Annotated in this window: 12 protein-coding genes; 4 read left to right on the top strand and 8 right to left on the bottom strand. The window is 55.4% G+C overall.

Going from position 1 to position 12,676, the window contains the following annotated elements:
- Positions 1–3 precede the first annotated feature (3 nt).
- Entirely contained in the window at positions 4–693 is a 690-nt protein-coding gene (locus BLU63_RS21980; RefSeq protein ID WP_010456247.1) for a winged helix-turn-helix domain-containing protein, read from the top strand.
- A gap of 360 nt (positions 694–1,053) precedes the next feature.
- Complete coding sequence (locus BLU63_RS21975) at positions 1,054–2,448, top strand: undecaprenyl-phosphate glucose phosphotransferase (RefSeq protein ID WP_042932702.1); 1,395 nt, start codon at positions 1,054–1,056, stop codon at positions 2,446–2,448.
- A gap of 298 nt (positions 2,449–2,746) precedes the next feature.
- Here the strand turns inward: BLU63_RS21975 and BLU63_RS21970 are convergent, their stop codons facing one another.
- The 6 genes from BLU63_RS21970 to galE form a co-directional block, all read right to left on the bottom strand.
- Positions 2,747–4,825, bottom strand: coding sequence for a YjbH domain-containing protein (locus BLU63_RS21970; RefSeq protein ID WP_083376204.1), 2,079 nt, complete (start codon positions 4,823–4,825; stop codon positions 2,747–2,749).
- Positions 4,822–5,583, bottom strand: a complete 762-nt coding sequence (locus BLU63_RS21965) for a capsule biosynthesis GfcC family protein (RefSeq protein ID WP_083376203.1) — start codon at positions 5,581–5,583, stop codon at positions 4,822–4,824. The genes BLU63_RS21970 and BLU63_RS21965 overlap by 4 nt, the downstream gene beginning before the upstream one ends.
- Positions 5,580–6,245: a YjbF family lipoprotein gene (locus tag BLU63_RS21960; RefSeq protein WP_083376202.1), complete on the bottom strand. Its 666-nt coding sequence runs from the start codon at positions 6,243–6,245 to the stop codon at positions 5,580–5,582. Before BLU63_RS21960 ends, BLU63_RS21965 begins: the two co-directional genes overlap by 4 nt.
- Positions 6,246–6,259: 14 nt before the next feature.
- Positions 6,260–7,369: a polysaccharide biosynthesis/export family protein gene (locus BLU63_RS21955; protein ID WP_049870749.1), complete on the bottom strand. Its 1,110-nt coding sequence runs from the start codon at positions 7,367–7,369 to the stop codon at positions 6,260–6,262.
- 86 nt (positions 7,370–7,455) lie between these two features.
- A complete protein-coding gene (locus tag BLU63_RS21950; RefSeq protein ID WP_083376201.1) occupies positions 7,456–7,698 on the bottom strand; it encodes a hypothetical protein in 243 nt (80 codons plus the stop codon).
- 141 nt (positions 7,699–7,839) lie between these two features.
- Positions 7,840–8,856: a UDP-glucose 4-epimerase GalE gene (galE, locus tag BLU63_RS21945; protein ID WP_083376200.1), complete on the bottom strand. Its 1,017-nt coding sequence runs from the start codon at positions 8,854–8,856 to the stop codon at positions 7,840–7,842.
- A 310-nt stretch (positions 8,857–9,166) separates the two neighbouring features.
- On the opposite strand from galE, the gene galU reads away from it, so the two are divergent.
- Both galU and BLU63_RS21935 read left to right on the top strand, forming a co-directional pair.
- Positions 9,167–10,000, top strand: coding sequence for a UTP--glucose-1-phosphate uridylyltransferase GalU (galU, locus tag BLU63_RS21940; RefSeq protein WP_010456264.1), 834 nt, complete (start codon positions 9,167–9,169; stop codon positions 9,998–10,000).
- A gap of 27 nt (positions 10,001–10,027) precedes the next feature.
- A complete protein-coding gene (locus BLU63_RS21935; protein ID WP_010456266.1) occupies positions 10,028–10,435 on the top strand; it encodes a phosphohexomutase domain-containing protein in 408 nt (135 codons plus the stop codon).
- A gap of 4 nt (positions 10,436–10,439) precedes the next feature.
- Here the strand turns inward: BLU63_RS21935 and BLU63_RS21930 are convergent, their stop codons facing one another.
- Together BLU63_RS21930 and BLU63_RS21925 are read right to left on the bottom strand one after the other, a co-directional pair.
- A complete protein-coding gene (locus BLU63_RS21930; RefSeq protein ID WP_083376199.1) occupies positions 10,440–11,591 on the bottom strand; it encodes an SGNH/GDSL hydrolase family protein in 1,152 nt (383 codons plus the stop codon).
- Between the two features lie 39 nt (positions 11,592–11,630).
- Positions 11,631–12,668, bottom strand: coding sequence for an acyltransferase family protein (locus BLU63_RS21925; RefSeq protein ID WP_083376198.1), 1,038 nt, complete (start codon positions 12,666–12,668; stop codon positions 11,631–11,633).
- Positions 12,669–12,676: the final 8 nt, after the last annotated feature.

Genomic DNA, 12,676 nt, shown 5'->3' with positions numbered 1-12,676 from the left:
GACATGGAAAGCAGTACACCCCTCCCCAGAAAATATTTTGTCGTCGTTACTCACAGCCCGGCATTACAACTAGAGCTTGAGGCATTATTATCGAGCGAGCGATATAACTCATTTGGTACGTCGCAGGCAAAGATGTTTGTCGAGGGTGTTGCCCTACCCTCATCCGCCCCTAAACTAATGGAATTTATTTCCCCTCACCTGGACAGAATTGTCCCTCCCGTTATCAGACATGATACACAGCGCATTCTCTCTTCATTCGAATCCGAGTGGCGAGCGGCCCAGTCCGATACGCGGTTCAGCAACATATCCTCACGGGCAGATGAAGACCGGGAAAACACCCAGGATTCACTCCTCAATGAGGCGGTAAAACCGCATTATCCCTATACAGAAGCCTGGCGATTGAGTCATGGCAATGGTGCGTTGATCAAAGATGACGTAGAGGTTGTCTTGACCGGGCTAGAAGCCACACTGGTCAAGAAAATGCTGCACCATGATGAGCGAGTCGTAAGTAAAGATGATCTTATTCGGAGCATCGGCAGAGAACCCGAGCATTATCGAGGCCTGGAAATGTGCTTGAGCAGGCTACAGGAAAAGTTCAAGAGTGCCAGCAATGGTGAACGTTTGTTCCGGGCCGTGAGGAATCGTGGCTATTGCCTGATTCAAAAAATAGTACGGGGGAAAAGTCTCACCTGAATCAATAAGATTGATCGCTATGGTAGTGCATACAAAAACAAAAAAGCACCCCACCATTTCACCCTCCGGCCCCTCCCCTCTCCGCAGACAATCTCGCTTGCCCCTTCCTGAAATCAACTTTCATTATCGACTATTTCTAACACTTCGCCGCCTCTATATAACCAGCACACCAACTTACCACTCGTTAAAAGTCGTCAGACAGCTTTCTGCCCAATAAATTAATCTATTCACTGACGAGCACGCCGCACAGTGGCATTTCGACCGTCAATGTTTTGCCCTCTTATAAAAATAATAATGCTTACCACATCAACTTGGCTCTTGTCTGTCGACACGCGAATGGACGTATTTTGGGGATATCGCATGGTTAACAATCTTCGTATCAATCGAAATACCCACCTCAAAGGATTGACCTTCTGGGGACAATGGGCACTGGGTCAGGGCTTTGTTGTAGCCCTGTTGTTTCTATTGGTTTATTACCACACCGGGACGGTGGAGTTCTATTACCGAGTGTGCGCAATTCTAACGGTACTTGCCTCGGTGCCCGCCTATACCTGGTGTGGCGTCTATGCAAAGAAAGATAATTACCTGGAGGGATTGGGGCGTTTGTTGGTGGGATGGACAATGACCCTGGCGGCATTGGCCTGTGTGGCATTCATCTGTAAGGCCGATGGACTGTTTTCCCGTCAACTGATCCTCATATGGGCAGCCTGCGGTTATCTCGGGCAGGCACTGTTGTACGTGCCGCTGCACGGATTCTCGCAATACTATCAACGGTCACTTCAAAGCGAGCATAAAACCCTGATCGTCGGTACGGGCGAGTTGGCGCTGGGTCTTGCCCGGAAGCTGCGTAGCCTTGAACACTTCCCGCTGGTGGGGTTGGTCAGCACCGACACAACGCTCCCGCTGGCGATGGGCTCACCGCCGATCGTAGGCCCGCAAGAGCATCTGCTGGCGCTGATCAAAACCCATGACATCCGCCGTTTGTACATCACGCTACCCCTGAGTGAAGCGGCAAACATTGAAGCCATGTATATCGATTTGCTGGGGGCCAACGTCGATGTGGTCTGGGTGCCGGACTTGAACAGCCTGATGCTGCTCAATCACTCGGTAAGGGTCGTGGACGGCTTGCCGGCGATCTACTTGAATGAAAGCCCGTTGACCAGCCAGCCAACCGCCGCACTGAGTAAAAGCCTGTTGGAAAAGAGCGTGGCGCTGTTGGCCCTGGTTCTTCTAAGTCCGTTGCTGTTACTGATTGCCCTGGCCGTTAAACTCAACTCTCCCGGCCCGGTGTTCTTCAAGCAGGACCGCCACGGCTGGAATGGCAAGGTGATCCAGGTCTGGAAGTTTCGCTCGATGCGCGTGCACGATGACCTTGAGGTCAAGCAGGCCAGCCGTAACGATTCTCGGATCACTCCGGTGGGACGCTTTATCCGCCGTACTTCGCTTGACGAACTGCCGCAGTTGATCAATGTGCTGCAAGGCCATATGGCTCTGGTCGGACCACGTCCCCACGCCGTTGCGCACAACGATTACTACTCCGGGAAGATTCTCGCCTACATGGCTCGCCACCGAATCAAACCGGGGATTACCGGGTTGGCTCAAATCAACGGTTGCCGTGGCGAGACCGACACCATCGACAAGATGCAAAAGCGTGTGGAGATCGATCTCAAATACATCAATAACTGGTCGTTGTGGCTGGATTTGAAGATCCTGGTGAAGACGCCTTTTACCTTGCTGTCAAAAGACATCTATTGATCACTTGAATACCAGGCACCGCAAAATGACAAGGGGACGCAAGTCCCCTTTTTCATGGGCGTCTATCAGGCGCTGAGTCGCACTTTCGCCCCTGCTACACCAGGCGCCCTGACACACGGCAACACTTGTTCAAGCCGGGAGTTGAGTCAGCCCCCGGCTTATCATTGCAAGTGTGTCGTTTTAACGCAGAGAACCCTGCGCAAGATGGCGCTGCTTACTAAAAGACCTTCGAGGTTGTTCCCTTCCGGTCGACCGCGATGCGATCTACAGCGCTAATCGCCCTGCAGATCGCCCGCGTTCACTCAGTGATCTTGTCGAAGTTACGGTAGAACAAGTCGCTGTCACGGCTATCGGTCATCGAGTGCAGCCAGTAGCTGCGATTGAGCCGTGCACCGCCGTCCCGGGTCAGCGGCGACCAGACGATATTGGCCCGACGCATGGTCGACATGCTCATCAGTTCATCGAACGGAATGGAGATGTAGATGCCCTTGTCGAAACTGCCTTCACCGTATTCCGCTGTCGTCGCAGTGGTCAGCGTGGCCCAGGCACCGAATCGCACACCATTGCGGAACTCCCGTGACAGATCGACTGTGGCGCCCCAATCCCGCGCCAGGTAACGGCCGACACTGACGGCGGCCTGGGTATCGAAAGGCAAGTCGGTATAACCGGTGATATGGCCGGTCACGGTCGAGTAATCGCGCAAGCCAAAACCCTGGTTGAACTCGCGCTGACGCACGTAGTTCAGGTCTGCACCCACCGACCAACGCTGGCCTGCCGGACGGAACAGTACCTCACCGCCCACACCGGCAAACATCGACTCCAGATAGCCGCCGTAGACCATGCCATACAGGTCTTTATCCAGTTGCTCGGCGTGGCTGAACTGGAACGTGGGCATGGTGACGTCAGAGGTCGTCAGGTACTTGCGCAGGTCGGTCCGCACCCGGGGCAAACCACTTGGTGCGTCGTAGGTAAAGTTGTCGTAGTTGTTCACCAGGTTGGCGCTCAGCAGGCCGCTCCACCAGGTATTGCGCGTGAAACGATACTCGGCGTCCGCATCGGCACTCAGCTGATAGAGCAAACCATCAGGGCCGCCGACGTTCTGTTTGTAGCCCAGCCCGACACCATAGCTGAAGGGATCGCGCGCGGCAGTATAGAGGGTGGTCTCGGTATGCGGCATCGCCCCGTTGACCTCAGTGGTTCGGTGCAAGGTTTGCAGCGGCTCCTCATTGTTGACCACTTCGCGGAAGGTCTCGCGCGGCACGCTGGTTTCTTCCAGCGGCATGTCGTAGCGCTTGTTCACCAGGGTGAACCAGTCGATATCGTCGTTGACGCTGTTGTCCAGAATCCGGCTGGCGCGGCCGACGGCTTTGGCCGAATGGAAATAGTTCGTCTGCTCGCCGTACACAAACAACTCGGGGCCGCGCTGAGTGATGCGCTCGACTTTGTAGCCGGCATTTTTCTGCAAACGTTGGGACACGTTGGCCCAGTTAACCTGATCCGGTGGTGTGGCAGGAGCCTGTGTCGGCAGACGCTCCGCGGGCGGATCGTAAGTCTTGGCCGGCGCCTTGCGGCTGACGAAGTTGGTGTGCAGGGTGATGCCGAACATCGCGGTATTGCCGCGCTCCCAACCCGCGCTGAGATCGACCGAATCGGTCAGCTTGAACACGGCGCCGATGTTGATGGGCGAATCTTGCTTGATGACGTTGTCTTTCGGCTCGTTTTTGTAGTCGTTGCCTTCGTACTCAAGCTTCAGGCTGAGCGGCTCCCAGGGTGTCTGGTAGGTCACGCCGCCAAACAATGAAGGTCGCCCACGAAAATAGGCATTGGTGTTGACGTCACCGGTGCCCTCGCCGTCCGGCCGGGTGTTGAAGCGATCAGCCGCCCAGCCCAACGGGTTGTCGAAATCGCCTCGATTGCCGATGTATCCCCAGGCAATACCCGCGCTGAAATCAAAATCGTCATAGCGTTTGTTGGCGACCAGGAATTCGCTGGAGAACAGTCCGGTCCCCCCGACGTCGCGAAAGCCCAGGGCCAGTTCAGGTGCCCAGTGGCTTTCTTGCCAAAGGCGGACCTTGAGGTCCACGGCCTTGTCTTTATAACTCTGGTCGCCACTCAACGACTCGGGGCCATACCGGCGGTTGGTGATCGCGGTATAGCGAAACGAGCCTTCCAGCCATTCAAATGGCTGCAATGAAACGCTGTAACGGGTATAGGGCTCGGTTCGACTGGCATTCACACTCAACTCGCCGGCCGGTGCCATTCGAGCCGTCGGCGTTTGCATCAAGCCCACGCCGCCGAAATCGTTTTGAGTCAATCGCGGCTCTGCATGAGCCAAACCACACGGCAACAACAGCACTGCAGCAAAACGTAAATTCAAGGAACCACCTCAGCCAGTTGCGTGGCAAGAAATTCGGCCAACTGCTGATTCAGTTCAGGTATAGGCGGATTAAGATCATCGGTTTTGACAGGGACCAGGATTTTGCTGCCGGCGGCAGGCACCTGCCCGCTTTCACGATTCCACGGCGCAATGCCGACACGGCGGGTGACCCCGTCAGGCTGAACGATCCAGAGGTAATCGGCTTCGGCATCGGTCAGCGATGAACACCCTTGCAGGTAATCCCGCGCCTCTTGCAGCGGGCGAAAGGCGAGCCGGCACGGTTCGGCGACAGCGCCCAGCACTTCAACCACATCGGAACGCTTCGGGTAGATAAGGCTGTCGCCGTCATCGAGGCGGAAGTTGCGAGCGAAGCCGACCTCCACCGCGATCGGATCAAGGACCGCCACCTGGCGCCCGGTAACCGGCATGCGGCTGACTTGCTCGTACAACTGCAACGCCAACGCCGCCCGGCTGGGCCGATCGAAGAGCAATGCGGTGCGTTGCAGCACCTTCAAGTCAAACAGGACCCCGGTCTTGAGTCGGGTCTGCTCCTCAAGCAATGGTTGTCGCAGCCAGGCGGCCGCCAGCCAGTAGCTTTCAGGATTGGGTTGCGCCAAACGCATCACATCCAGCACGCGCCCCCCGGGTTGCAGCTCGACCGGCCCCGGATTGCGCACATCACCGCTGACGTTGACTGCCGCATTCACGCCACCGCAGATCAACAAAAGGCACGTCCATAACACCTTGGGAAACTTCAACGGACAGCCCCGCGCTCAGAGGTCAACTGCACGATCTTCACCCTGAGTTGCCCTGTCAGTTGCTGTTCACTCTGGAGGATGAAACCGTTATCCGGATCGACCCAATAATGATTGGTCGCGCGCAGGCCAATAGCCGGTGCCTCTATCTGCTCATCGACACGCAGCACGGCGTATTCCTTGTCCAGGATCCTGAGGGTTTCCATGGGTTTTCGGGTAAAGCGGCTGCTCACGGCAACACCCACTTCGTAACCTCGATAGAGATCGATCCAGCGCTGGCTGGTGTATCCATCGGGCAATCGGTGAAGGCCTTGCTTGAACGGCGATTGCGTTTCGATACGGGTCCCGTCCAGGTCACCTTCAAAGCCCAGGCCGACAGTGCGAACCGCCAGGCCGTCGCGCAGCAACAACACCTGCTTGCCGGACGCGACCCAGTACTGCAAGTCACCTCGCTCACGCACCATCGCCAACACCCCTTCGCCGGAAGGGGTCGTCAGCTTGAGTTGCGGATACTGAACCTCGGCCACTTGCGCCGGAGTCAACTCCAGGTCGTCAGGCCCGGTGGCCACGGCTTTGAAGTTCGCCAGCGTGGCCTTCATCAGCGGATTACATCCACACAACAGCAATGCCGCCATCAAGCAGACGCTAACGTTCAACGTTCTCACAGTGGGACCAGACCTTATCTGCTGTTGGCTTCACTTAAGTTGTTTTGTGCCGCCGCGCCCATACCGAGAATCGAGGCCGATGGCACCAATTGACTGATGAAGCGGTTCCAGCGGGTAACGTTGGCAGGGCCTACATAAACAATGTCCTGGGGGCGGACATCGAAGTGAGTGGCGAGCGCCATGGCGGACGGCGACTCGGCTTGTAGTTGATAGATTTTGGCGGGTTCGACATCGAGGTTTTCTACACCGCGAATGACGTACACGGCGTTGCCGTTCGAGGTGGTCTGGTTCAACCCTCCTACCGAACCAATGACGTCGGAAAGATTCATGGTGCGGGTCTTGAAGGTCAATGCACGCGGCTGATTGACCTCGCCCATCACGTAGATCTTCTTGCTGTCGTTGTAGGGCAAATACAACTGATCGCCGCCTCTGAGGTAGACCTTCTGCAACTCGGCATTCTGTTGATTAAGCGCGTCTAGATTCAGCGGATAAACCCGCCCGTTTCGCGTCAACAGCAACCCGGACAAGTCCGCATTCAGCGGATCGACACCGGCCGAACCCAAGGCTTCAACCACATTGAGCGGATTGGTGGAAATCGCTTGAGGGCCTGCTTTCAATACAGCGCCCGACACCACCACTTTCTGACTGGCAAAGCGCAACACGGCGACATCCACTTGCGGGTCCGAGATGAAGGTGGACAACTTCTCGGCAATATCGGATCGCAGTTGCTGGATGGTCTTTCCGGCGGCCTGGACTTCTTTGATGTAGGGGTAATACAGCGTGCCATCGGACCGAACAAGACGGCCGTTTGCATCGATCTGCTGTTGCGCGCCAGAAGGTGCAGTCAGCTCGGGGTGATCCCATACCGTGATGTACAAGACATCGTTGTTACCGATGCGGTATTCGTCGGGCGTGGTCAACAATTCCGGGGGTAATGACTCATGTACCTGAGTGGCCCTGTCCATGGCGATAAGCTTGGGGGTAATCGGAATAAGCTCGACCCGACTGTTTTCGCTTGAGCCTTCGCGAGTGATATCGCTGGTGCTCATATGTTGGCCCGGCGAAAACATACAACCTTGCAAAGCAATACTTGCCAGCATTAAAAAAGGAACGCTACGAATCATAATGGCACTACGCTATTCAAGGGCAAACCCAAAACAAGATCACCCAGTGTTAGCCGGGCAATCTTGGATGACACCTGCGGTATTTATCAGTGTGTGCCGGTGGTACCGGTAGTGCCTGTAGTCCCGGTACTTCCGGTTGTTCCGCCGTTGGAACTTCCGCCGCTGCTGGAGGCAGCCACTGCGCCTGAAACAATCGCAGTGCTGGCCAATGCAGCTTGTGCCGCCGTTACATCACCCAGCACTTTTGTATCCAGCGAAAGAGGTACTTCTACTGCGAAAGCCCCGCTGCTCATCATGGACAATACGGCAATCACCATCATCTTTTTCATATCAAACTCCTTCCTGCGTGTTCTTTATATCTACGGACTTGCGGGACGTGTTTCCAGTCAATTTTCCCGACCATAATTAACATTGCGTCCTGATATAACAGTTCAGCAGAAAAACCAGGGGCTGACGGCCTGTTTCAAGCCCTACTCGACGTAACCCCTGGGATGATTCGATTGCCAACGCCAGGTGTCTGTCATCATCTCCTGTAGATTTCGCGTGGCCTTCCAGCCGAGCTCCTTCGCCGCTTTGGAAGGATCGGCCCAACACTCGGCGATGTCGCCCGAGCGTCGTGGCATCACGCGATAAGGCACTGGACGCCCCGACGCCTGCTCGAACGCCCGCACTACCTCCAGAACGCTGTAACCATCGCCCGTGCCCAGGTTCCAGATATTGATTCCGGTACGCGTCGAGATCGTCTGTAATGCCTTGAGGTGCCCATCCGCCAGATCCACCACGTGGATGTAGTCGCGCACGCCGGTGCCATCGACGGTGGGGTAATCGTCACCAAATATCGACAACTCCTTGAGACTGCCGACGGCCACCTGGCTGATGTAAGGCACCAGGTTATTGGGAATCCCGCTGGGGTCTTCCCCCATGTGGCCACTGGCATGAGCGCCAATCGGGTTGAAGTAACGCAACAGCGCGATGCTCCAGCGCGGTTCTGCCGCACACAGATCCTGCAGCACGTTTTCGATGAACAACTTGGATTGCCCGTAAGGATTGGTTGGCGTGCCGGTGGGGAAATCTTCCCGGATCGGCATCTGCTCAGGCGCGCCGTACACCGTGGCCGATGAACTGAACACCAACCGGAACACGCCCGCCGCCGACATCGCCTGGCACAGCGTAATGCTCCCGCAAACATTGGCCTCGTAATAATCAAGCGGCTTGCGCACGCTCTCGCCTACGGCCTTGAGCCCGGCAAAATGCAGGACAGCATCAATGGAATGCTCCTGAAAAATCCGGTCCAGCAATGCCCGGTCGCACACATCCCCCCGAATCATCGATGCGGACTTGCCGCAGAGGGCTTCAATGGCGTGCAGGGACGCGTCAGAGCTATTGCAAAGGTTGTCCAGCACAACCACATCGAAGCCCGCCTCAAGCAGCGCAAGTGTAGTGTGAGAACCGATATAACCGGTTCCACCCGTTACCAGAATCTTCATAGAGCGGTCCATAGTGGAGTATTGAAGTGCTCAATTACAGGCAATGTTAAATGTGCACATCACCCATTGACGCCAAACACTTATTAGCACTTCAGAACAACCAACACTATTAACAGACCCCGACTAAAATTAACTAAAAGGCATCAGCCCCGACAACTAATAACATTTGCCCCACTCTACGCCTGCTAATAATTGCCAATAAAGCCTCACTCAGGTATTAAAGTACAACCTCAGTAATACTTCAAAACTCACAGCCACACTCGATATTGTTTCTGCGTGGATGTGAATAATGACTTTCCAGGATATATCTATGATTCGTAAATGCTTGTTCCCCGCCGCCGGTTATGGCACGCGCTTCTTGCCTGCTACTAAAGCCATGCCGAAGGAAATGCTGCCGATCGTCAACAAGCCTTTAATCCAGTACGCCGTTGAAGAGGCACGGGACGCCGGTCTGCAGCACATGGCAATTGTGACCGGCCGAGGCAAGCGTGCGCTGGAAGACCATTTCGATATCAGCTATGAACTGGAACACCAGATTCGCGGCACCGAAAAGGAAAAGTTTCTGGCCGGCACTCGGGAGCTGATTGAAACCTGCACGTTCGCCTACACCCGTCAGGTCGAAATGAAAGGCCTGGGGCACGCGATTCTCAGCGGTCGTCCCTTGATCGGTGACGAACCGTTCGCCGTGGTGCTGGCGGATGACCTGTGCCTGAACCTGCAAGGTGACGGCGTACTGGCGCAGATGATCCAGCTCTACAAAAAATTCCGCTGCTCGATCGTGGCCATTCAAGAAGTGCCTCGAGATCAGACTCATAAATATGGCGTGATCGCCGGCGAGTTGATTTCCGAAGGGATCTACCGGGTCAACAGCATGGTCGAGAAGCCGGCACCCGAGGACGCACCGTCCAACCTGGCGATCATTGGCCGCTACATTCTGACCCCCGATATTTTTGATTTGATCGCCGACACCCAACCGGGCAAGGGTGGCGAAATCCAGATCACCGACGCACTGATGAAGCAGGCCCAAAATGGCTGCGTGCTGGCTTACAAGTTCGAAGGCCTGCGCTTTGATTGTGGCGGTGCAGAAGGCTATATCGACGCCACCAACTTTTGCTATGAGCATCTGTATCTCAACGGTCTTTGACCCACTCACTCATCCAGGCAAGCCACTATGACCACTGCAAAACGCTCGGTAGACATCGAACAGAAAGCGGGCAACGTCGGGGTGATGGCCTGGCTGTCAAAAACCCCGTCTTTATCCTCCACTTCGGCGGCCTGGTTTGGCACAGCCTTGTTGGTTGAGCGCATCGGGGTGTTCCCCTCTTCGGGCGATATCCATCGCCCGGTCAGGGACCCTTTTGCACTCTTGAACCATCTGAAAAATCTGTACGCCCACCAGTCCCTGGATATCGATGAAAGCGACGGGCTTAAAGTGATTTTCAATGATTGGCGATTCCGGGTTCGCGTGCGCTATAGCGACCCGGCAATTGTTATCAATATTGAAACGCGATGTGATCCTGACTTGATGCCTGTGAAAACCGCAGAGCTGCTGAGCCATCTGGAACGCTTTGAACGGTGAATGATTATTTCAAAGCGGAACCACACTGGCCCGGCGACTCACCGCCCCCTCCGACAATCAGGCGATACACGTAATCGGCAATAAGCCGACCGCCCGAACCCGGGATAGGGTGGATTTTGTCCGGACCGATCATGGGCGTCGGCCCGTCATTGGCGTAGCGCTTGAAGTCGGGACCGAACGTGCACTGCAAACTCGAATACACGATGTGCTCCGAACGCGCCCAAGGCTCAAGCACCTGGGCGTACTCCGACATCGGATACGCACTGGAGCGCGTTGTGTCCTGACGCAAGATCACGTTGATGCTCGCCGCCGGATGAACTTCGCGAATCATCCGCACCAACCCTTTCATGTTCTCCAGATAGTCGTTGGGCTTGACGCCAAATCCCTGGTCATTACCGCCTAACATGATCAGGTAAACGTCCGCCGGTATCTTGGAAACGATGGCCTTCCATTGGGTTTGCCATAGACGGTCGTTTTTATAAAAGTCACCTGAGGCGCCACCGGAAGCAGCGAGTTTGGAGACCCTGACGCCGCCCTGATTATTGGCCAGCCACAGACCAAACAACGTCGGCGCACCTTTCACAACTTCGAGCTTTAACGACCATTCAGCATTGGCGGGGATACTGAGTTGCACTTCCTGAACCCCGGAACCGGCCAACGTCAAAGGCTGCCAGGTGTCTGAAGGTGTCCACCGATAGCGCATCTCACTGGTTTTTCCATTGCCCAGGTAGAGCAACTTGGCGTCGGTAATGGCTGTATTGATGGATGCCGTTTCTTTGGAATCCACTTCAAGAAAAGCGCCCGCCTGCCCGGTTACGGTGCGGCTGTCCGGACTCGCCTGGCCAAGACTGGAAACGTCCCAATCTCCACCGAAGTACTTCTTGCTGCTGCGGGTGTATTTGAAATTCGTACCGCCGAGCGCGGCACCGTGATTGAACCCGACATAACCAGGCCCGGCGAAACCAAAATCTTTCGCCAAGTGCTGAGTGAGGGCATTGAGATAAAAATCCTGCCCCGCGCTGTAACTGTCGCCAATTACCGAGATGGCCAGCACCTCCCCCGCTTTACCCTTGGTCATTGCAGCAAGCCGATCGCGTGAACTTCTCACTTCGACAACCGGAGCAGGAACGGGGCGCACATCATCGACATCTACCACTGGCTCATTCCTCTATCAGTAAGCCGGCTGAATGGGCACTCAGGATTGAGGCACCTTCAACCCGACCGCTGGAGTCTTTTTGCGGGTAACTCGCTCGCCCAGGAACAGAATGGAAGTCAGGGTGAAGCGGCTAAAAATGTTCGACAACAGCACGGGCCCCAACAATCCGCACAGCACGCCGCCTGCGACCAGAACGCTGTCGTCCGTGACGCCCAAACGACCCAAGGCAAACCGCGAACTGGCAGCAAACAGCACGTGAAAAAGGAAAATGGCGTAAGAATATCCACCCAGCCAGATCAGGGCTTTAGAGCGCATGTCAGTCGACAGTAGCGCGACACAGGACATACAGCCAACGAGCAAACCGACAACGCTTCTACGATCGACAATGAGTTCGCGATCCACGGCGGCGACATACAGCAGCACAGCCGATATCAAGACGAACACGACCGGCCCGATCACTTTCAGCGATTGCTTCAAGGCACTGACCTTTTCGTGGCAAATCATCCCTGTCACGAAAAACGGCAGCAAATAGACCGCGCCATTGATGCCAAACGCGTCAACCGAAAAAGGCGGCAACAAGAAAACCAGCGCCGAAAACAAGAACAGCAGATACAGCCGCGTCGCCGTCTGCAACAGACCGCGCCACTGCAGAAAACCGACAAACACAAAGATGATGAAGACGGCCTGCAAAAACCAGAAATGGTTAACCGGTATGTAGAACGACAACAAGGCGTCGATTAACCCGACCTCCTTGTTAACGCCAGGCCCTACAACCTGCAGCACCGAAAATGGAATACCGACAAAAAACAACGGCACGATCAACCGTCTCACCTTGCCAACGCAGTAAGCGGAGAAGTCATTGCCTCTGATCTTGTATATCGAATAGATGTAGCCCGATATGAAGGTGAACAGCGGCATCCTGACGTACACCATCGAATCCGCCAACACCCGAAAAGGTGACCCCAGGTCGATTTTCAGTCCGCCGCCCAGCGGACCTATCACGTGATAGAGCACCAGCAGCAGGCATGCCAGACCTCTGAGCGTTTCTATTTCCAACGATTTTTTCTTGCTTTGCATAGACCACA

Source organism: Pseudomonas mandelii (assembly GCF_900106065.1).
Classification (GTDB): Bacteria; Pseudomonadota; Gammaproteobacteria; order Pseudomonadales; family Pseudomonadaceae; genus Aquipseudomonas; species Aquipseudomonas mandelii.
The sequence above is the reverse complement of the archived record's forward strand: the minus strand, read 5'-3'. Positions and strand labels throughout refer to the sequence as shown.

Bases quoted from the DNA above. Each gene is read 5' to 3' on its own strand.
- galE (WP_083376200.1), bottom strand. From the start codon at position 8,856: ATGAAGATTCTGGTAACGGGTGGAACCGGTTATATCGGTTCTCACACT.
- BLU63_RS21955 (WP_049870749.1), bottom strand. From the start codon at position 7,369: ATGATTCGTAGCGTTCCTTTTTTAATGCTGGCAAGTATTGCTTTGCAA.
- BLU63_RS21925 (WP_083376198.1), bottom strand. From the start codon at position 12,668: ATGCAAAGCAAGAAAAAATCGTTGGAAATAGAAACGCTCAGAGGTCTG.
- BLU63_RS21975 (WP_042932702.1), top strand. From the start codon at position 1,054: ATGGTTAACAATCTTCGTATCAATCGAAATACCCACCTCAAAGGATTG.
- BLU63_RS21950 (WP_083376201.1), bottom strand. From the start codon at position 7,698: ATGAAAAAGATGATGGTGATTGCCGTATTGTCCATGATGAGCAGCGGG.
- BLU63_RS21980 (WP_010456247.1), top strand. From the start codon at position 4: ATGGAAAGCAGTACACCCCTCCCCAGAAAATATTTTGTCGTCGTTACT.
- galU (WP_010456264.1), top strand. From the start codon at position 9,167: ATGATTCGTAAATGCTTGTTCCCCGCCGCCGGTTATGGCACGCGCTTC.
- BLU63_RS21935 (WP_010456266.1), top strand. From the start codon at position 10,028: ATGACCACTGCAAAACGCTCGGTAGACATCGAACAGAAAGCGGGCAAC.